This window comes from Bradyrhizobium sp. Ken51 (assembly GCF_055807435.1).
This window is the reverse complement of record NZ_JBVVPB010000007.1, coordinates 86,611-107,027: the sequence shown is the minus strand read 5'-3', so window position 1 is coordinate 107,027 and position 20,417 is coordinate 86,611. Positions and strand designations below refer to the sequence as shown.

18 protein-coding genes and 1 pseudogene are annotated in these 20,417 nt (G+C 63.4%); 10 read left to right on the top strand and 9 right to left on the bottom strand.

Annotated features, from left to right (window positions below; genetic code table 11):
• Window positions 1-177: 177 nt before the first annotated feature.
• The 5 genes from AC0L27_RS14585 to AC0L27_RS14565 form a co-directional block, all read right to left on the bottom strand.
• Window positions 178-423 (bottom strand): hypothetical protein, encoded by a 246-nt coding sequence (locus AC0L27_RS14585; protein ID WP_085395250.1) that lies wholly within the window; start codon window positions 421-423, stop codon window positions 178-180.
• Complete coding sequence (locus AC0L27_RS14580) at window positions 420-2,510, bottom strand: AAA family ATPase (protein WP_473319549.1); 2,091 nt, start codon at window positions 2,508-2,510, stop codon at window positions 420-422. The genes AC0L27_RS14585 and AC0L27_RS14580 overlap by 4 nt, the downstream gene beginning before the upstream one ends.
• Entirely contained in the window at window positions 2,507-3,094 is a 588-nt protein-coding gene (locus AC0L27_RS14575) for a hypothetical protein (protein ID WP_473319547.1), read from the bottom strand. Before AC0L27_RS14575 ends, AC0L27_RS14580 begins: the two co-directional genes overlap by 4 nt.
• Window positions 3,095-3,164: 70 nt before the next feature.
• Window positions 3,165-3,731, bottom strand: coding sequence for a hypothetical protein (locus tag AC0L27_RS14570; protein WP_473319545.1), 567 nt, complete (start codon window positions 3,729-3,731; stop codon window positions 3,165-3,167).
• Between the two features lie 2 nt (window positions 3,732-3,733).
• Complete coding sequence (locus tag AC0L27_RS14565; RefSeq protein WP_473319543.1) at window positions 3,734-4,270, bottom strand: hypothetical protein; 537 nt, start codon at window positions 4,268-4,270, stop codon at window positions 3,734-3,736.
• A gap of 369 nt (window positions 4,271-4,639) precedes the next feature.
• On the opposite strand from AC0L27_RS14565, the gene AC0L27_RS14560 reads away from it, so the two are divergent.
• The 5 genes from AC0L27_RS14560 to AC0L27_RS14540 are packed head-to-tail and all read left to right on the top strand — an operon-like array spanning window position 4,640 to window position 14,099.
• Window positions 4,640-4,762: a hypothetical protein gene (locus tag AC0L27_RS14560; RefSeq protein ID WP_283808821.1), complete on the top strand. Its 123-nt coding sequence runs from the start codon at window positions 4,640-4,642 to the stop codon at window positions 4,760-4,762.
• A gap of 35 nt (window positions 4,763-4,797) precedes the next feature.
• A complete protein-coding gene (locus tag AC0L27_RS14555; protein WP_473319541.1) occupies window positions 4,798-7,923 on the top strand; it encodes an anti-phage-associated DUF499 domain-containing protein in 3,126 nt (1,041 codons plus the stop codon).
• The gene (locus AC0L27_RS14550; protein WP_473319540.1) at window positions 7,920-8,504 is read left to right on the top strand and encodes an anti-phage-associated DUF3780 domain-containing protein; all 585 of its coding nucleotides are present in this window, start codon (window positions 7,920-7,922) and stop codon (window positions 8,502-8,504) included. Before AC0L27_RS14555 ends, AC0L27_RS14550 begins: the two co-directional genes overlap by 4 nt.
• A gap of 1 nt (window position 8,505) precedes the next feature.
• The gene (locus AC0L27_RS14545; protein ID WP_473319538.1) at window positions 8,506-11,340 is read left to right on the top strand and encodes an anti-phage-associated DUF1156 domain-containing protein; all 2,835 of its coding nucleotides are present in this window, start codon (window positions 8,506-8,508) and stop codon (window positions 11,338-11,340) included.
• Between the two features lie 8 nt (window positions 11,341-11,348).
• A complete protein-coding gene (locus tag AC0L27_RS14540; protein WP_473319536.1) occupies window positions 11,349-14,099 on the top strand; it encodes a phospholipase D-like domain-containing anti-phage protein in 2,751 nt (916 codons plus the stop codon).
• 1 nt (window position 14,100) lies between these two features.
• Here AC0L27_RS14540 and AC0L27_RS14535 read toward each other — a convergent pair whose 3' ends face one another.
• The 4 genes from AC0L27_RS14535 to AC0L27_RS14520 all read right to left on the bottom strand — a co-directional run bounded on the left by AC0L27_RS14535 (window position 14,101) and on the right by AC0L27_RS14520 (window position 16,950).
• Complete coding sequence (locus AC0L27_RS14535; protein ID WP_473319534.1) at window positions 14,101-14,898, bottom strand: hypothetical protein; 798 nt, start codon at window positions 14,896-14,898, stop codon at window positions 14,101-14,103.
• Window positions 14,891-15,943, bottom strand: coding sequence for a hypothetical protein (locus tag AC0L27_RS14530; RefSeq protein WP_473319532.1), 1,053 nt, complete (start codon window positions 15,941-15,943; stop codon window positions 14,891-14,893). The genes AC0L27_RS14535 and AC0L27_RS14530 overlap by 8 nt, the downstream gene beginning before the upstream one ends.
• A 74-nt stretch (window positions 15,944-16,017) precedes the next feature.
• Window positions 16,018-16,380, bottom strand: a complete 363-nt coding sequence (locus AC0L27_RS14525) for a hypothetical protein (RefSeq protein ID WP_473319531.1) — start codon at window positions 16,378-16,380, stop codon at window positions 16,018-16,020.
• A 3-nt stretch (window positions 16,381-16,383) separates the two neighbouring features.
• On the bottom strand, window positions 16,384-16,950 hold the full coding sequence (locus AC0L27_RS14520; RefSeq protein ID WP_473319529.1) for a hypothetical protein: 567 nt from the start codon (window positions 16,948-16,950) through the stop codon (window positions 16,384-16,386).
• 129 nt (window positions 16,951-17,079) lie between these two features.
• Here AC0L27_RS14520 and AC0L27_RS14515 point away from each other — a divergent pair, with 129 nt between their 5' ends.
• From AC0L27_RS14515 to AC0L27_RS14495, 5 genes and pseudogenes are all read left to right on the top strand, one after another.
• The gene (locus AC0L27_RS14515; RefSeq protein WP_473319601.1) at window positions 17,080-17,487 is read left to right on the top strand and encodes a hypothetical protein; all 408 of its coding nucleotides are present in this window, start codon (window positions 17,080-17,082) and stop codon (window positions 17,485-17,487) included.
• 18 nt (window positions 17,488-17,505) lie between these two features.
• Window positions 17,506-17,954, top strand: a pseudogene (locus AC0L27_RS14510) (hypothetical protein).
• Between the two features lie 4 nt (window positions 17,955-17,958).
• Window positions 17,959-18,681: an SOS response-associated peptidase gene (locus AC0L27_RS14505; protein WP_473319525.1), complete on the top strand. Its 723-nt coding sequence runs from the start codon at window positions 17,959-17,961 to the stop codon at window positions 18,679-18,681.
• Between the two features lie 81 nt (window positions 18,682-18,762).
• On the top strand, window positions 18,763-19,803 hold the full coding sequence (locus AC0L27_RS14500; protein WP_473319522.1) for a hypothetical protein: 1,041 nt from the start codon (window positions 18,763-18,765) through the stop codon (window positions 19,801-19,803).
• The gene (locus AC0L27_RS14495; protein ID WP_473319520.1) at window positions 19,778-20,416 is read left to right on the top strand and encodes a GTP pyrophosphokinase; all 639 of its coding nucleotides are present in this window, start codon (window positions 19,778-19,780) and stop codon (window positions 20,414-20,416) included. Before AC0L27_RS14500 ends, AC0L27_RS14495 begins: the two co-directional genes overlap by 26 nt.
• Window position 20,417 lies beyond the last annotated feature (1 nt).

The window sequence follows — 20,417 nt, the reverse complement described above, 5'->3', positions numbered from 1 at the left end:
CCGCCGAAGTCGTCCGGAACCTCTTCTCGCCGCCGCCAACTGGCCGACGACGCGGTGAGACGGATTCCCGATTTCTTTCGCGAAATCAAGCGCATGTGGCCGCCGCCGCCTTCGGGTCGCGCAGGGCGGGCCGCTCGAATACTCTGCGTTGCTTCGGCGATACTTGGCGGGCCGCGCTCAGGTCCGGACCTTGCGGCGCGCCGCTTCGGTCATCGCGGCGAGCCCCGCCTTGGTGACCAGGAGCTTTCTCGCGATCATCACGACCTCGAGTTCGCCCGCCCGGTAGGCGGTCCGCAGGCTCGAGGCCGTCAGCGGCCCGGACGGCCACATCAGGTCGGCGGCTTCCGCCAAGGTCATGAGTTCGTCCTCGGCCCAGTCCGCAGGATCGGGCCTCGCCGCCACGCGCCGCGTCTTCCTCGTCATGCCGGTCTCCCGTCGCTCTTGCCCCTGTGTCCGCGGCCCTGAAGGATTCGAGCAGGCTTCCCGGCTCCGCGCCCGGGGCCGGCCGAGCCGGGATGCGCGCGCACGATTCCTTCGATCTCGTCGCCGCCGAGGAAGCGTCTCTCGGCGAGCCGTTCCGCGACGGCGAGGATCGCCGCGCGGTGGTCGGCGACGAGCCGAGCCGCGCGGGCATCGAGCCGGCGCAGGTCGGCCTCGACCCGGTCGCGCAGATCGCGGTCCAGCGCGATGTGCTGCAGCAGGTCCGCCCCCGCGCCGCGATAAAGCAGGTGCTCGCTCATGCCGAAGCTGGCGTGAAGGGCCGCCGCGTCGATCGTGGCGGACCCGAGGTCCGACGCCGGATCGCCGCCGCCGCCCGTCGACGCGGCGCCCGTAAAGAGGATCTCGGCGGCTCGACCGGCGAGTGTGGCCACGATGCGGTCCTCCAGCACGGAGCGGGTCGCGATGTCCGCGTCGTCGAAACGGCAGACGGTCTGCCCGCTGCTGCCGCCGCGCTCGCGCAGAACCACGTGCCCGACCACGCCCAGCCCCAGAGCCGAAGCGGCGACGGCGTGCCCCGCTTCGTGCACGGTCATCCTGAACAAGCGCGCCGCGGGGATGGTCTCGATCGGCACCGCGGCCCGTGCGAGGTCCTCGACCGTCAGGGGGCGTCCGGCGTGCCTGGCGGCGCGGCGGGCGCCCCTAACCGCGTACATGATCTCGGCCGCGGTCGCCCCCTGCAGCAGCGCCGCGACGCCGGTCAGATCGCCCTTCAGCTGGCCATCGACATGGAATTTCACGATGTTGACGATGCCCGCGAGGTCTGGAGGCTTGATCTCGACGATCCTCTCGAGCCGACCGGGCCGCAACAACGCGGGATCGACGCGGCCGATCGCGTTGGTGCTTCCGACGACCACCACGTTAGCCCGTCCGGCGAGGGTCGAGTCCAGGAGCGTCAGCACGTCGGAGACCACGACGTTCCACCATTCCCGCGCGCGATCGGTCATGGTGTCCCGATTGGGCAGAGCGTCGATCTCGTCGAGGTGCAGTATGCTGACCGGCGCGGCCAGCGCGGCGGCGAGCGCGAAGGATTCGCGGGCCTGCTTGACCACGGAATCCAGATACCCGGGACCGTTGGCGAACCACGAGCCGACGCTGGTCGACACCAGCGGAAGGCCGCCACAACCGGCGGCCAGGATGCGGGGGTACCACGACTTGCCGTAGCCGGGAGGAGACACCAGGCAAATTCCCCGGTCTAAGTCCTTGAAGCTCTTTATGGCCCCGGCGCGGAAATCAGCGATGTCCCGCGCGAGGTTGAGACCCCACTTCTGCGCCTCCCCGAACTCGATCGCGGTGGCGAGAGCCGGCACCCGCTCGGTGGTGCCCCGAGAGGCGGCCGACGCGGCCTCGATGCGCCGAAGGATTGACTTGGCGCCTGTGCCGGGCCTGAACGCGGCGACGATCTGATGCAGATCGAGTCCCGCCGCGGCGCCCTCGGAGATCTCGCCCGGAGAGCGTCCCGCGAAGCGCCGGATGGCCGTGCGAAGCGCCTCCCCGCCGGGCGGCGGAATCCGGATCGCGATGTCGGCCCCGGCCGTCAACGCGGCCGGAAGAAGCGTGGCATCCGCGGCGATGCCCATCACCGACAAGCCGCGCGACAGGTCGCGCGCCACCTCGTCCGAACCGGTCGTGGCGTTCTGCCTGCGGTCGGTCCCGTCACGCGTGTGGAAGCACCACTGGTCGCCGAATTCGGAGCGCGCGTATGCCGCGATCGCCGTCGCCCAGGCCGCGGTCGGGACCACGACGGTCACCGCCAGCGCCCTGCCCTGCGCCAGCTTCCGCTGCAACTTCCTGGACACGGCCTGCTCGAACGTCGCGGCGACGAGGATCGCGGTCGCATTTTCCCGGGGCTTCGGTCGCGCCCGGGTCTCGGCTTCGTCTTCGGTTTCCTCCTCGGAGTCCGGCAGATCGAGCTCCGGCTCCGACGATGCCGGAAGCACGTCCGAAAACTTCTTCGGCATCGGCGCATAGGTGATCCGCTGCTCCTCGGTCTTTCCATGCTTCTTGGTCACGCGCGCTGCCTTACCGTGGTCGAGGGGCCGAGCGGCCCGGATTGCAGATCGAGTTCGAGAAGGTCGTCGCAGGCGAGCGACATCACCGACGGGGTCGGATCGACGTCGGACCTGACGTTCTCCAGCAGGCCGACGAGCTCCATCGGACCGTCGTCGCGCAGCATCTGAAGGATTCGGATGCGCAGCCCCACCGGCACGAAGCGCCGGTTATGCGACCAGACGAGATCGCGGTTGGAGCGCATCGGCTCGGCGTCCAGAGCCTCCGCCGTGACGACGAGCGGCGGCAATCCGAGCCGGGCCATGACGACCCGGACGAGCCGTTCCTCTTCGACGTCGCGGCCGCGCCGCGCGGGCACCACGTCGAGATGGAAGCGGCGGCCGCCGACCTCGACGACCGCGGCGTCGATCTCTACCTGCGCGGACCCAACATGCGCCGTCGCAACATGGGAGACGGCGCGGACCGCGGGATCGAGGCTGGCACGGACCAGCGCCGCGCGCAGCGCAGGGTGTCGCGCGGGGATCGGAGCGGGGCATTTTGCGGATACGAAGAGGTCGGGGCGACCCCGGAGCCTGCTGACGCGCATGACGACGCACTCGGATGACGGAGGACTGACGGAGCGGCGGCCGGTCGGCCTGCGTGGTGGTCTTCGTCGCTCATGGCGCGTCCTTTCGCGTCCGGTTCGGGCAGGGGATGGAGACCGCGTTCCGCACGCCGACGAAGCGGTCGGCGGCGCGGTCGTAGAAGCGGTAGCTCGCGAAGGTCCGCCCGCGGACGACCCTGCGTTCGACGTGCAGATCCTCGAATCCTTGCTCGACCGCGACGGCGGTGCGCCCCTCGGCGTGGTCGTCGCAGCGCACGGCCATCCAGCCGCCGCCGCGCAGCAGGCCGGCCCCGCCGCAGACGTCGCAGGTCGTCGCGCTGCGGGCCTCGGCCAGGTCGACGGCCTCCTCGACCCTGGCCGCCGCCGCCGGCGTCAGGCAGCCCTCCCACTGGATCCGGAGCGGCCCGAACTTCTCCTTGATCGTGGTCAGGCGGAACGGGCCGTCGTCGTCGCCCACGGCGGCGCGCATCCTGCGGCAGGCGCGCTTCAGCAGGTCCGCCCAGCCGTCGCCGACGGCCGGCCAGCCCCGGGCGGCGAGCGGATCGCCCGGCGGATGGAAGAGGTCGGCGTAGGATTCGACCAGCGCGGCCCGCCAGTCGGGACCGGAGCGTGCGGCCATGTTCATGCCTCCCGGCCGAGGGTGCGGACGTCGTCGATCTCGACGAAGGCGTCGGTCCCGAAGTCGTAGCGGGCGCCGACCACGACCCGCAGCCGGCCCTTCACCGTCACCTGGATCAGGTGGACCTGCTCCATCCCGGGACTGCGGGCCGGGACGCCCTCGGCGTGCCCGGGGCAGCGGGTCGCGAGCACGCCCTCGGCCCGGAACAGTTTCCCGCGGAGGCCGCAGAGCTCGCAGACGCAGAGGGAGCGGGCCTCGGCAAGGTCGATCGCGGTGCGGACCGCCGCCTCGCTCGCCGCCGAAAGCCGGCCGCCCCATCTGATCCGGAGCGCGCCCTGGCTCTGCTCGATGCTCTCGAAGCGGAAAGACTCGCGCGGCTCGAGCGCGGCGGCGATCCGGACGCAGCAGCGGTCGACGACGGCGGCCCAGCCCGGGCCGCACTCCGGCACGCAAGGGTCCCGGCCCGGCCGGGTGAAGAAGTCCGGAAGGATCGACGCCAGATCGGCCCGCCAATCGTCACGCTGCAGCACGCCCGCCATACCCATACCTCACGCTACACAACAAAAGGTTCTTGTTTTGTTCTCTTCGGCAAAAATGGCAGGGGTCTTAAGCAGAGTCAATCTACCAGTTGGGCAAAATGGACATATTTCATATAGGTCTATTCAGACGATTGATTTTCAAGGAAAATGGCGTCGTTTCAGGGAGATGTCGGAACGTGACTGCGAAGAGCGGCCCGCGATTGACGGGGAAACCGGGCGCTCAGCCGTTCGGAGCGCTTGCCGCGCCCCGCAACCAGTGCGACGATTCAGGCCGTCGCACAACGCGCGGGCAGGGTAATGGCGGACCGAAAACCGGCCACCAGGGGCAGAAAGCCTCCGGAGGGCGAAAAGAGACAGTTCCTGACGTCCATGGATCCGGAGGTCATCCGCCGGATCAAGGCCGCGGCCGCGCTGCGCGACAAGACCGCGTCGCTGCTGCTGGAAGAGATCTCGAGAGAGTGGCTCGACCGGCATCAGGACGGAAAGAAGTAAGCGGGGAAACCCGGCGGAGCTTGGGGCAGGAAACCATGACGTACCAGCGCATCTCGACCGTTCAGGAGCTGTGCGAACTCGACGCGAATGCGATCGATTTCGCGCTTTCAGACCAGGTCGAACATCTTACGGACCTCTTGATCGATGCCGAGAACGCGGCCGAGCAGTTCTTCGCCCGCAACTTCGTGACGCAAGGAATGGAAAGGCTGCTGCGGGAAGCGCTGCAGCGTCTCGACGGCCAATCCACGCAGGCGGTGTTCGAGTTGCGTCAGGCCATGGGAGGCGGCAAGACGCACTCCATGCTGGCCCTCGGCCTCTTGGCGAGGAATCCGCACCTATACGATCAGGTCCCCGCCAAGATCACCCAGGGTCTGAAGGGCGACAAGGCCCGGATCGTCGCCATCCACGGCCGATCCGTTTCCGGAGACAAGTTCCTTTGGGGCGACATCGCGGACCAACTCGGCAAGGGGCAGGCCTTTTCGAAGTTCTGGATCAACGGGCCCGACGCGCCTAGGGAAACCGATTGGATGGCGCTCATCGGCGACGAACCGACGCTGATCCTGCTCGACGAGCTCCCTCCATATTTCGATTTCGCCCTGACGAAGCCGGTGGGCGGCGCGACCTTGGCGACGGTGACCACATACGCGCTGTCGAACCTCCTTTCCGCCGCGCTGAAGCTGCCGAAGACCGCGATCGTGATCTCCAATCTTGTCGGTTCCTACCAAAATGCCACCAAGGATCTGGCAAAAGCGATCGCCAACATCGCGGAGGAGACGAAGCGCCAAGCTCGTTCGATCACGCCTGTCGATCTGAACACCAACGAGATCTACGACATCCTCCGCAAGCGCATGTTCACCAAGCTTCCGAACGCATCGGAGATCGAGAAGATCGCCGAGCACTACGGAGAGGCCATCGGCCTGGCGGAGCGTTCCAAGACGATCTCGCGGTCGTCCGAGCAGATCGCCGACGAGATCGTGGGTTCCTACCCCTTTCATCCGTCGGTCAAGCACATCATCGCCCTGTTCAAGGAGAATGAGAACTATCGCCAGACACGCGGGCTGATGCAGTTCGTGTCCAAGATGCTCAAGAGCGTCTGGCAGGGCCAGCAAGCCGGGCACGTCTATCTCATCGGCTGCCAGCATCTGGACCTGAAGATCTCGGACGTGCGCGAGGAGATCGTCCGCATCGGCAAGCTGGAAGGTGCGCTGACCAAGGACGTCACCAGCACCGACGGCTCCGCCCACGCTCAGATCGTCGACGAAAACAAAGGTAACAATGCCGCCACCCAGGCCGCCAAGCTACTCCTGACGGCTTCGCTCTCTGAGAGCGTAGATTCCATCAAAGGCCTGACGAAGTCTACCCTGATCGAATATCTCATCGTGCCGGACCGCAGCGTCGCCGAGTTCGACGAAGCCTTCGAAGAACTCCAAAAGGAGTGCTGGTACCTCCACAAGAAGGACAACGACGTCTGGTACTTCTCGAACATCGAGAACCTCCGCAAGCGCATCCAGAGCCGCGCCGAGGGCGCCCCCATCGGCAAGATCGAGGAGGAGATGGCGCGCCGGTTGTCGAAGATCTTCGAACCGCGGACCAAGATCGCCTATCAGACCGTGTATGCATTGCCGCGGATCGACGACGTCTCGATCGAGATATCCAACCGGGCCTTGTTGGTCCTGAGCCCGGACGCGAAGACACCGCCCGAAGCCGCCCAGAAATTCCTGGAGGCGGAGATCAATAAGAACGGATTCTGCGTCGTCACCGGCGATGGCTCCTCCATGGGCAGCCTCGAGGACAAAACCCGGCGGATCTGGGCCATCGCGAAGGTGAAGTCCGAATTGGCAGGAAATCCGGCGCATCAGCTCGAGCTCGACGAGGAAGCCGTCAGCGCCGAATTCGATTTCTCCTCGGCGCTCACGTCGCTATTCAACCGAGTCTATTTTCCGATGCCCTCCACAAAGGACAAGGGGAAGGCCGAGCTCAAGTACGCGCCGCTGAAGCTGTTGCCCGAAAAGAAGGGGGGCTCGGAGGTCGTCGTCGCCGGCGAGGCGTCCGTCCAGGAAGCCTTGAGCTCGGTCGGAGCGAAAAAACTGGTGACCGACGTCGCCGCGCAGGCCGACATGCTGGTCGGGCGCGCAGAGGATATCCTTTGGCCGGAGACACAGACGCGCATTCCGTGGAAGGACGTCCTCAGCCGCGCCCAGACCAACCCGCGCTGGCTCTGGCTGCCGCCGAAGGGGCTGGAGACCATGCGCGATCACGCCGTATCGGTAGGCCGCTGGAGCTACGACTCCGACGGGTACGTCGACAAGGCACCGAAGCCGCCGAAGACGTCGGCCTCTGTGATCGTGGACGGTTACGACGAGAAGACCGGCAAGGCGACGCTTTCGGTCAGCGCGTCGAATGCGGGCAAGAACCCCGTGATCCGATTCTCCGAAACGTCGGACGTCAAGAAGGACGGCAAGTTGTTGGAGCAGAATCCGTTCGTCACCACCGCGACGAAGCTGTGGTTCTTGGTCAGCGACCCAGAGAACAAGCACGAACAGGGCGATCCCCTCGTCTGGTCCAACAAGCTGACACTGACGCACCAGCCGCAGTTCGTCGCCGGCAAGCGCACCGTCGAGTTGACGGTCGTCCCCCGGGGCACGATCCGCTGGAACACCGACGGAAGCAACGTCAAGGAGGGCAGGCCATACAAGGGGCCGATCGAACTGCCCGGCAGCGACGAAGCCACTATCTTCGCGTACGCTGAAGATCAGGGAGTTTCGGAGGAGAAGATTTTCCGGATCGCCGGCCAGGCTGGCGAGAAGATCCTGAAGAAGGACGAAAAGGCCAAACTGCTCAAGGAAGTTCGTGGCGAGACCATCGCCGAAACCTTCCGAATCCTGGATGCGGCCGACGCCAATAAGGCCACGTTCGAAGCGGCATCGATAAACATCGGTTCGGGCACGACGAACGTCGCCATCCGCGTCGGCAGCGACGTCGTTCTGACGGCGGCCGCAACCCGAGAACTCATCGCTTCCGCGCGCAGGGCGATCGGCGACGAGAACTCCGACGTCAAATTGACCGCCAAGAAGATCAACTTCGAAACAGGCTTCGGCCTTGAGCAGTTCGCCGTCGCTCTCGGGGAGAACGTGGCGGGCACAGAGATCGACCAGTCATGAGCGATACCGACAACGTCCGCACTTTCGGTTTCGGCGTACCGGACGCTATCGACCCGCACCATTTCGTCGTGCGGATCCCGAGCGGCAACGCCGGGGACATCGAGATCATCGAGGACTTCGGCATCAACTCGCCGTCTCCGGAAGACGAGCGAATCCTTCGCTGCCGCCTTCCGCGGACCGCCTGGAACGGGATCAGGGAAGAAATCAAGCGCGTCCTGAACGACCGGCTCCGTGAGAAGAAACTGAAGTCCAGTCGCTGGTCGGCGGGCGACAACAAGGTCGAGAGGCTTCTCGGACGCGAGCTCTGCCTGTTGGCATGGGCGGTGGAGCGAGCCCGTCCGGAGGATTACCCCGTCGCCTGCGCGTCGTGGGCCGGCTTGGCCCCCGAAGAACGCTGGTGGCTGTTCCGGATGTGCGACGGCAGTGGCGGCACTGCCGACGACGTCGACGTCGGTTGGCGCAAGGCGGTGAGGATCGGTCTGACCGAAGTCGCCTCACCGGGGACCGTCAAGCGGCGCAAGGCGCAGAAGCCTTCCCAAGACACCGATCTATTCTCTCTTCCGCTCGGAAAGGGCAACTGACGTGGATCAGTGCGCCGAAACAGTCGTGCCCTTCAGCTTGAAGGATTCGCCTTCGCTCATTGAGCGAATCTTCCCTTCGTTGAAGGTCTCAGCGGAAGCTCAAAAAGAGCGGAAGGCGGTTCAGGGGCAGATACTGACCGCTCTCGGTTCCTACTGGAAGGGGCGGAAGCCCCTAATACTGACTCGCGCATGCGTCCTCGCTGCGTTGCTCCCGGCCACCGAGAACTCCGAAGCTGACCTCAACGTCTTCGAGTTGCTGATGGGCATGCACGAGAGTTCTTTCGTGCACCGCGCCAAGCGGCCCGCCGACCTGCCGAAACTGCTCGAACTGGGATACACCGACCGGGTCGGAAAGGCCCTACGTCCGGACGAGGCGAAGTCGGACTTGCTCGAGAGCGCCTGGGGCGAGATTAACGGGCACCTCAAGACCAACGCAAAGACCCTGTCCGAATTGGTCGAACAACTAGGCATCATGCGGTTCGGCCGCACGCCGAAGATGGCAGATACCTTCTCGGGGTCGGGCTCGATCCCATTCGAAGCGGCCCGAATCGGTATGGACGCGTACGCGTCGGACCTCAATCCGATCGCCTGCATGCTCAGCTGGGGTGCCTTCAATGTGGTGGGCGCCAGCGACGACGAGCGTGCCCGGATCGCCCAGGATCACGAAAAGATCTACGCCAAGATCGAAGCCCAGATCGAAGAATTGGGTATCGAGCGGGATGCCGCGGGCAATCGAGCGAAAGCCTATCTCTACTGCTTGGAGACGCGGTGCCCGGCGACCGGGTGGCTCGTCCCGATGCTGCCAACGTTCGTAATTTCGAGGGGAAAGGGCGTCATCGTCGATCTGGTGCCGAATAAGGCCAAGAAGCGGTATGCGATCGAGATACGCGTCGGCGCCAAGCTCAAGGAGATCAAAGCGGCCGAGGAAGGCACGGTCCGTTCGGGCCGCCTGGTTCATCCGATGAATGCGGATGCGTCAGGCGTATCAATCTCGTCGATTAGAGGGGACTTTTCCGGAAACGATGGCGAAAGCGGCAACGCTCTGCGGAAATGGGGCAGGGAAGATTTTGTGCCCCATCCGGGCGATACCTGGCAGGAACGTCTCTATTGCATCCAGTGGATCCGAAAGGAATCCTTTCATCGTTCGCGGCAGGAAACTTTCTTCGCGGCCCCAACATCGCGCGACCTTGCGCAAGAAAGAGAGGTCGAAGCGTTCGTCGGACAGAACCTCGCATCGTGGCAAACCGCCGGCTTTATTCCGGACATGCCCATCGAGCCTGGCGACAAGACAGACGAACCGATCAGAACCCGCGGATGGACGTATTGGCACCATCTATTCAGCGCTCGCCAGCTCCTCGTCGGCGCACTGACGAAGAAGGCCGCTCTCGAGGCCAACGCCGCTTCTTTCTACCTGGAGCTGGCCCGCTGGCTCGACAACAATTCGAAGCTATGCCGCTGGACGCCCAGCTCGGTCAATGAGGACGGAGAGGCGCTAAATGCCGACCGCATCGGACAGGTGTTCTACAACCAGGCGCTAAACACCATGTACGCCTACGGCGTTCGGGCCTCGACCTATCAGAACCGGGAATCCTACGCGGCGGCGGCGATCAGCGGCCACGCCCAGATAGTTTCCGCCCGTGCCGCCGATGTTCGCGGCGTCTGCGATATGTACGTCACCGATCCTCCCTACGCCGACGCAGTGAACTACCATGAAATCACAGAGTTCTTTATCGCGTGGTTGAGGAAAAACCCGCCCAGCGAATTCGCGGACTGGAACTGGGATAGTCGCCGCCGCCTTGCGATCAAGGGCAAAGGGGAGGAGTTTCGCGCCAACATGGTCGAGGCCTACAGGGCCATGTCCGACCACATGTCCGACAACGGCATCCAGATCGTCATGTTCACGCATCAGGACGGCAAGGTGTGGTCGGACATGGCGCAGATCTTCTGGGGCGCAGGCCTTCAAGTCATGGCCGATTGGTATATCGCGACTGAAACGACGTCGGAATTGAAGAAGGGCGGCTACGTTCAGGGGACACACATCATCGTCCTCCGAAAGCGAAAGGGTAGCGAAACTGGCTACTCGGACGAAATCACCCAGGAAGTGAAGGAAGAAGTGGCGAGGCAGATCGAGGAAATGGTCGGTCTGAACCAATCGCTCAAGGGCCATGGCCGAAGCGAGAATCTCTTCAACGACGCCGACCTGCAGATGGCGGGCTACGCGGCCGCTCTCCGCGTTCTGACGAAGTACGTGAAGATTGACGGAAAGGACATGACGGTCGAGGCGCTTCGACCTCGAGGAAAGTCAGAGCGCACGAACATCGACGAGATCATCGAGTACGCTGTCCAGGTCGCGAACGAGCATCTCGTCCCGGAAGGCATGACGGAGCAGACTTGGCGGCGCCTCACGGGCCCCGAGCGTTTCTATCTCAAGATGATGGATATCGAAACGACGGGCGCAAAAAAGGTCGACAACTATCAAAATTTCGCGAAAGCCTTCCGCGTGGCCGATTACGGATCGCTCATGTCGTCTGTCAGCGCCAACGGCGCGGCGCTCAAATCGGCTTCGGATTTCGGCAAGCGTCAGATGGGCGACGATGAGTTCGGAAGCTCCCTCACGCGGGCGATCCTCTACGGACTTTGGGAAATGGGACGGAGCGTTGCGGACGATACCGTGCTGGAGCATGTCCGGGACCTGACCCCGGACTATCTTGATCGGCGCGGTGACTTGGTCGCAATCGCCAGTTACATTGCCGGAAAGCGTTCGGAGGTCGATCGCAAGGAATCCCAAAATGCCGGAATCCTTGCCGGGCTGATCAAGAACCAACGGATAGGTTAGGCAGGAAGATGGACGATAGGTTGGCGGGCATACCCTTCTCCCGGACCGAGTTCATCACCAGATTCTCGTCCAGGCACGACAAGCTGTCGATCTTCCTCAAGGACAGGCTCAATGGGGCCGCGAGCTACGATCGGATCGCCGGATACTTCCGCTCATCGATATTCGAGTTGGTCCACGAAGAGATCGTGTCAGTCGGCAAGGTCCGCATCATCTGCAACAGCGATCTCGACCCACGGGATATCGCCATCGGAAAGGCGGCCGAGGACACCGTCCGACAGTCGCTCTTGGAGAAGTGGAATAGCGAGGACGACCCGGTCGCCTCGTTGCGGAATCGATCGCGGTTTGCCCGTCTTTACGAACTCCTCCGGGCCGGCAACGTCGAAATCAAGGTGGTGTCCCGCGACGATGCGCCGTTCCTGCATGGCAAAGCTGGGGTGATCCGGCAACCGGATGGCACCAGTTCGTCCTTCATGGGTTCGATAAACGAGACCGCATCCGGCTGGGCTCATTCGTACGAACTCGTTTGGGAGGATCGTTCGCCCGACGGTGTGAATTGGGTCCAAGCCGAATTCGACGAACTGTGGAAGATCGGCCGGCGGCTTCCAGATGCCGTCGTGGAGGAGATCGGCCGCACCGCACGGAAAGTCCAGGTGCGCCTGGAATCCTTGCCGGCAGACAAGGTCGGCCAGTCCGCCTTGGTGGAATCTCCGCTGTACCGGCGCGGCGAGGAACTGATGCCTTGGCAACGGGCCTTCGTCACGCTGTTCCATGAGCATCGCAAATTGTACGGAAAGTGCCGGCTGCTGCTCGCCGACGAAGTGGGCGTCGGGAAAACGCTCTCGATGGCGACGGCCGCGCTGGTATCGGCTCTCCTCGGGGACGGGCCCGTGCTCATCCTTTGCCCGGCCACCCTGGGCATGCAGTGGCAGACGGAGCTCCTCGACAAGCTGAATATCCCGACGGCACTGTGGCTCTCGTCGAAGAAGATGTGGCGCGATCCGCACGGGCATCTGATCCGGACGCGGGGGCCTGAGGACATCGCTCGCTGCCCCTACAAGATCGGAATCGTCTCTACCGGTCTCATCGTCCAGAACACCAAGGAGGTCGAATACCTCCTCCGCAAAAGCTACGGCATGGTGATCCTGGACGAGGCGCACAAGGCACGCAAATCACGCCCGCTCGGCGGGGCGCCGATCGACGGAAACCTGATCAAGTTCATGACCGCCATCGCGGCGAAAACCCGTCATCTCATCCTTGGTACCGCCACCCCCATCCAGACCGAGGTGGATGAACTGTGGGACCTACTGGAAGTCCTGAACAGATCAGCGACCCACGTCCTCGGACGGGAGCTTTCGCCATGGCGCCAGCCGGATCTCGTCAGGCCGATCCTGACGGGCCAGGCGAGCATCGAGGATGAGGCGCAGGCCTGGAATTTGCTGCGTAATCCTCTTCCGCCGAGAACCGACGACGGTCTATTCGACAGGATCTATCAGGATCTCGACATCGATGCCCAGGCGGAGGATTTCACCGACCGATCCTATACGGACCTGGACGACTTCACCCGCGACGACCTCCGGGACGCGCTCCGGAGCGGAGCGCACGGCATCGGGTTCTTTCAGTATCACAACCCGATCAGCCGCCATGTCGTGCTGCGGCGACGCAGGGCGCTGGAAGATGCCGGCCTGATGAAGAAGATCGCCATCGACATGTGGCCTAATTCGCGGGAGCCCAATCTGCGTCTCTTCGAAAACAACGCCGTACGCACCAGTGCGGACTTCGACCACGCATACGCTGCCGTGGAGAAGTTCACCAAGGCCCTGGCGCGGCGCATCAAGGGCGCCGGGTTCATGCAGAACTTGCTGCGTCAGCGCATCTGTTCGAGCGTCGCATCCGGACTGTCGACCTGCCGCAAGCTCATCGAAAAGCGCCAGCTCGATGGGGACGCGATCGAAGACGAGTTCGACGAACTGCTGGCGGAAATGCCGGAGGCTGCCAACGCGCTGGATGCAGAGGTGCAGCATCTGAACGAGGTCATCTATCATCTCGAGAAGAACGACAGCGATCCCAAGCTGGATTCCTGCATCTACTTCCTTCAGGAGAAAGGCTGGCTGGAGGGCGGGTGCATCATCTTCAGCCAGTATTACGACACGGCACACTGGGTCGCCGAGAAGCTGTCCCATCACTTCGAGGGGGAGACGGTAGCGGTCTATGGCGGGACCGGGCGGTCCGGCATCTTTCTCGATGGAGAGTGGAGAACCGCGGACCGCGAGGACATCAAGCGCGCGGTGCGCGAATATCAGATCAGGCTGGTCGTCGCGACCGACGCGGCTGCGGAAGGACTCAACCTTCAGACATTGACTTCCCTCATCAACGTCGATCTGCCTTGGAATCCGTCGCGGCTCGAGCAGCGCATCGGCCGAATCAAGCGCTACGGGCAGAAGCGGGACACCGTGAACATGGCCAATCTCGTCTATCAAAACACGGTCGACGAGACGGTCTACGACAAGCTCTCTTCACGGATGAAGGACCGATACGATCTGCTCGGGTCCTTGCCGGACGTGATCGACGACGAATGGATCGACGACGTGGAAGCCTTTGAAGAAGGGCTGCGCGAATTCACACGCAAGAAGAAGAGCACCGCCGACGTCTTCGAGCTCAGGTACGGAAATTTCCTCCAGGATGACGGTTCCTCCTGGCAGCTTTGCGAACAGGTCCTGGATCGAGATGAAGCCGACAAGCTGTTGAGCACCGGTTGGTAAGCTACGAAGCCTCAGTTGCACAGCGCACCGAGACCATGAATCCGGCTGCGCGGGGCTTCCTGGCGACGTGAGAATTGACCAGCGTCGGCGACGTACCGCGCATGCTGAGCGCATGATCGCCCGACCGGAAGCGAAGCGAGGCGTTCATATTCACTAGACTTTTGAAAAGCGTGCTGAATCCGCTACCTCGCTTGGCCGCCTTGCCGAACCGCGATTCTCCGTCGGTCAGGGCGCATTGCAATGCGTCGCCCTCGTCGGCCAAATAAGCGTACTCTGGGTTCGATCGAAGGCTGGTCAGCACTCCGATGCCGTCATCGGCGACGGCGAATTCGAATGACCCAGGACGGCCGCAGAACACGACGAAACCGGTCGGCGTGGCAGCGGAATGCTCCAGGACGTTGTCCGCGATCTCCCCCATGGCACCCATGAGACGGCTGACGGACTGCGGCGGAATACCTACCGTGAGCGCGGTCTTGTGGGCTTCCAGCTTGAAGGCAGTCCACCGCGTCGGCTCGGTCTTTAGCAGGTCGCATCGGAGGAGGCCCGTGCCGCTGCCGCGCGACGCCAATCCTCCCGAATCACCGGCGGCTGCGCGCAAAATCTCCTCCGTGCCGTTCAACTGCAGCCAGGGCGCCGAGCTTGGAGGAGGCAGGAGGCCCGTGCGGGCCAGCTGCACCATCTCGATCAGCGGACCAAGGTCGCCCGCGACGTGTTCCGGCACGTCGCCGAGTCGGCCTCTCGAGGCGGCGAACGCGATGCCGTCGAGCGCCGCGAACGTCAGGCTTTCGGTCTCAGGCAACTGCGATGGCCGGCGCTGGGGCCAGATCTCGGTGCATCACCTTGGCGATGGCATCGCGGGAGATCTCCCAGTTGGTCTCGAAGAGATCGTCCAGGAGCTGCCTCGCAGGGGTAGGATAGTTCCACCAGCCCACCGTCTCCCCCTTCACCGCGTGATACCTCATCATGGTCTTGAGGAAGAACGTGGTCTCCAGGAACGTGACGCCGGCGAATGCTGCGCACAGTTCCGGGAGAAGATCGCTGCCGCCCCGGACGAGGAGGTGAAGTGGCCTCCCCACCGTCTTCGCCACCTCGCACAGCCAGGCCGCATGTTGCCTGCGGCGGGTGGGGCGGCCCGTCCCGGTGGTGAACTCGAAGCTGAGATGCGTCACCTCCGCATGCCGGACGATGAATTCCGCCCATCGCTCGAAATCACGGTCGGTCCGGCCGTTGACGTGCAGCGCGGCCGGCATCCCGGCCTCGAGGAATTCGCCGTGCACGATCGCGATACGCTTCATCGCGTGAAGGTCGTCCCAACGCGGTCTGTCGACGAAGAGGCTGTAGTTCGGCGTCGTCGCCATCAGGACACCGCATTCCCGCGCCGCCTCGATGATCGTCCGCCTCCGCGCCTTTCCTAGCTCCCACCACCGTTCGAGGGGCCGGTCACGCTGGATTGCGGTGAGCAGAAGCGGCGTTTCGGCCGAGATCTTGTAGTTCGCGCTGAGTTCGTCGCGGGCGCGGTATTTCGGCAAGCCCTCCTTGCGATCGAACATGCCGTAGAGCGAGATGCTCGCGAGGGCAGGCGCAAAATGCCGTTTGCGGTTCGACCCGTGGAAGATCTCCGGAACGACCAGAGGGAGCGCCGGAGCAGGCAAGAGCGGTGCTGGCGGAAGGTCGAGCTCGAAGCCGTGAACCTCGTGAATGCGGGAGGCGTAGTCGGGATTCGTCCGGCAAACCCGGTCGCATTCGTCCGGAGCGCCACAACAGAAGTTGAGACAACTCCACACGGCCGCCTCGATGGAGAGCCCGCCGCAGAGCGGTCTCTCGGCACACCCGGCGCAGCCCATCGACATCTGATGGAGATTTCTATCGTGCCGGAGCTTGCGCTCGGCGATTTCGATTCGGTTGGTCTTGCGCGGCTCTACTGCGGTCTGGCGGTGCATAGGGAGATCTCCACGACACCGGCCATCTCATGGACTTCATCCACGATGCCCTCTGCAACACCGCAGTTTGCCCGGACCGCCTCTACCAACGCCGCGGGCGCGTCCTCACTGAGAGCGAGCTCCGTGTGCCCGCGCGACACCAGGAGACCGCGCCCCACCTTGTCGATCGTGATCCTCTCCCCCTTCTTGACGGGTGCGGTCCCGAGCAAGGTCGCTTCGAAGGCCCGCGAACTCGTCGTCGGCAGACGCGTGAAGAGATCCTGCGTGACTAGGTCGAGCCGACCTTTGTCCCAACATTTCTCGAAATGCGGAGCCGCCTTCTGCAGAAAATCCGCGCCCATAGATCAAATCCTTTCGAAAATAGGCTTGTAGCGCTTCGATCGGCCTTGGCTGATCTCCGCAACCAAACCGAGCATAGCTAAGCTCGCCAAACGATTGTTCCAGGCTGTAGGACTCTTGACCGGCTCGGTCGCGGCGAAATCCCGCATCAATTCCCCAGCGTCGGTCTCCCGGCGCTGCTGCACCAGATCGAACGTAAGGCGCTGCTTCGGATCCAGGTCTCCGATGGGAGCCGCCTCGACGACGTCGTCGCCGCGGGCGATGCAGGACATCAGCACACCGCCGCGCCTGCTCAGGAGATCTTCCAGTTCTTCGCGCACGTCGGCGTTCACGTTGGCAACCACTGGGTAGAAGTTGGACCGGCGGCTCCGGATAGCGTCCCGGAACGCCAAGACGCTCTCGCGCAGGAAGCTGGACGTCGCCACCTTCACCCACTCGAAATTCAACAACACCGGCGTGACCGTGGATGGCTCGCTCGCTGTCGCCTTGAGCAGGTCCGCCAAAACCATCCGGCCCGTCGTCGCTCCCGACAGGACTTCGCCGTCGCCCAATTGGGCCATATTCACAATCATTTTAAACCTCACGTGTGTGACGTGAGATAGGCCGAGATGCCATCACTTGCAATGGGGCGGCGCCAAAAAAATGGTTTTCCCCCGCCAGCCGGACTCGACTCCATCGTTCTTGATATGTTCTATGTTGGTATGACCTACCGTCCCGCGAGCTGGCGCATGCCGACACCCAAGCAGATGGAGAAGATGGCCCACGAAGTCGGCAGGAAGGCCATGCCGGTGCGCGGACCTGCTCCGGACGACGATCTGCCGCCTGAATACTGGCAGGCTGTTCTGGAGGACCCTCGTGCCGCTGCCAACCCGACTCGCTGCGCCTCCGGACGAACGCTGCGGCTGAGCCGGATTCCCGAGCATATTCTGAGGGTCGGCTGCCGCCGCTGCGGCCGGACGGTCGAGATCCAAAAGGTCGATGCCGTTCGGCTCTACGGTCCGGACGCAATCTGGAGGGACGTCGGGCAGCGCCTGCTGGACAACACGTGTTCGCAGCGGAGCGGGCGACATGAGGAAGACGGCTGCTGGCCGTCGTTCGACGGCCCCTAGCCCGGCGGCGGGACGGCCATGGCTCCCAAACACCACCCGACCCCCTTGTCCGGAGGCGACCGCAAGGCTCTCGCTAAGGAGCTCGGCCGCGCCCGCGCCATGACGATAATCCTGGCAGCCCAGTCCGCGGAGGCGAGAGCCAAGGGGGAGGCCTTGATCAGGACTGCGGACCGGCTGCTCTGCGAAAGCTGGAACGAGCGCATGTGGGCCGCGGGCGAGCCGATCGAACCGTCCCCCACGATCGACCAGGCCCTAAACGGGGGCTACCCATGGATCGAGATCGAGTGCCAGCGCTGCAGGACGAAGCGCGACGTCGACATGGCCGCGCTGCGTCGTCCGCCCACCACATTCGTCCACGACCTGGCGAGCCGTCTCCGCTGCAGCAAGTGTGCTAAGGCCGGTCGCCGGCCCCGGCCACGCTGCTGCAGCTGACGCAGCGGGCCCGGCATCCGGATCCGGAGACCTGACCACGTGTGCAATCTGTACTCGATCACCACCAACCAGGCCGCCATCAGCTCGCTCTTTCGCGTCGTGAACCGGTACGTCGGCAATCTGGCCCCCATGCCAGGCGTTTTTCCGGACTATAAGGCGCCGATCGTCCGCACGGGCGCCGAGGGCCGCGAGCTCGTGACGGCACGCTGGGGGATGCCGTCGTCGTCGAAAGCTTTGATGGACGCGACGAGGAAGCGGGCAGAGAAGCTGCAAGCGAGGGGCAAGACCGTCGACTTTAAGGAATTGCTTCGAATGGAGCCGGACGGCGGCACCACCAACATCCGCAACGTGAAGTCCAAGCACTGGACGCGATGGCTGGGTCCGGAGCACCGCTGCTTGGCGCCATTCAACAGCTTCAGCGAGTTCAACAAGGCCGAAGGCGGCGACGTCTGGTTCGCACTCGACGATACCCGCCCGCTGGCCTGCTTCGCCGGCATCTGGACCAACTGGACGTCGGTTCGGAAGGTTAAGGAAGGCGAGACCACGAACGATCTCTACGCATTCCTGACGACGGAGCCGAACGCCGAAGTCGGCGCAATCCACCCGAAGGCGATGCCGGTGATCCTGACGACGCCGGAAGAGGTCGAGATCTGGATGACCGCGCCGGCGGACGAGGCGCTCAAGCTGCAGCGACCGCTTCCCGACGGCGCGTTGCGGATCGTCGCCCGTGGCGTCAAGGAAGATCTCGGCAGCGCGGTCTAGCTGGCCGCATCCGACCTTCCCGCCTTCGGGCTTCGCTTTCCGTTGTGCTCGTTGACGTTGTGTCGATAGTCGGCGTAAAAAATGGGGCAAAAAGTATCGGGGGAAATTTTGACCATTCTGCACATTCACACTTTTCTGGTGCATCCAGGAAAGGCGGCGCAAAAGGCAAAAATAGTTGGCACAACGGTCTCCCTGACAGGCGGAATGTTCGATCTTCTCAATGGGGTCTATGTCAAATCGGACACCGAGTGTGATGTTGACATCACTTTCAGTCCCACCGCCGATGGTAAGCAGCAGAACGATTGCCGAGACCTGGTCGTCGCTTACATGACTAAGCCGGATCTGCCGAAGGGACGCAAGATCGCCGAACGACTCGCCGAATACAGCGATGGGCGGTCAGGACTGGGTCTGCTCTTCCTCATCGTCGGCAAGGACGGCCGCGATCACAAGATCGTCCTCTCCCGCTTTCCGACTGATAGTGCCATCTACGTCGATGAGAAGCCGGGAGCGCTTTCCGTCCAGTTTTTGGAACGCGTCTTCATGAAGAGCAAGACTTCGTACAAAGCAGTTCTTTACAGGCACCCCTCGTTACAGGGAGGTTTCTGGTCCGGCCGTGCGATCGACAAGCAATTGAATACGCTGTCCGGCGAACCGTCGAACTATTGGATCAACGATTTTCTCCTGTCAGACTTCACCACCACCCCGGCCATGGGGACGCGGCGTCTGGCGATAGCGCTCCGAGATGCCGCGAAGAAGGCGCCGCTCGACGTCAAACAGGAATTGACCGCGGCCGGGACGCTGGCGAACGGCCTCGCCGGACAGCGGTTGAACATCGAAGATTTCGGAATCCGTTTGGGATTGTCTGCGGCCGCAAGGGGCGCGATCAGGAACGAGCTCAAGTCATCCGCTGCAGCCCAGGAAGTCTTCCAGTTCGACATCGGCACGTACAAGGGTCTCGTCGCCTTCAAGTCGGTCGAACTCAGCAATGGCGCGATGCTCACCGCCGATACCGACAAGTTCGACAAGGTCTTCGAACAGGAGCCAGTCGACGGTTCGAAAGGAGAAATCAAGTTCGTGACGCGAGGTCAGGTGATCGATGAAAAACTCAAAACGGCGCGATGAAGCGCTGGCTTCGGAATACGGCGACCGCTTCGAACACGCCCTGAAACCGACGGCGCACGCCTTGCGTGATCACTTCATTGATCTCCTCCGGACAGAGCCGAGGATTGATCGGGTGACGGCCCGTGCGAAAGATCCGGCCAGCTTCCTGAAGAAGGCGCAAGCACTGACTGACGGCAAGCCGAAATATTCCGAGCCACTTGCACAGATCCAGGATCAGATCGGCGTCCGGATCATCACGTTCTTCCGAACCGATGTGGATCGGCTGGACGGCATCATCAAGAGCTACTTCAAGACAATCGAGTTTCGCGACCGGATCCCGGAATCCGAATGGGAGTTCGGTTACTTTGGCAGGCACTACGTCCTGGTATTGCCGACCGACGTCAAGGGCGACGACATCGACAAAACTGCGTTTCCTGATTTCTTTGAACTTCAGATAAAGACACTCTTTCAGCACGCTTGGTCCGAGGCGGAACACGATCTGGGCTACAAGCCGGGCTCGATGCCGCTTACCGCAGAGGACAAGCGCAAGCTCGCGTACACATCGGCGCAGGCCTGGGGCGCGGATCACATGTTCGACGAGCTCTTTCGCTCGCGCGGCCCGACGGCAACCTGAG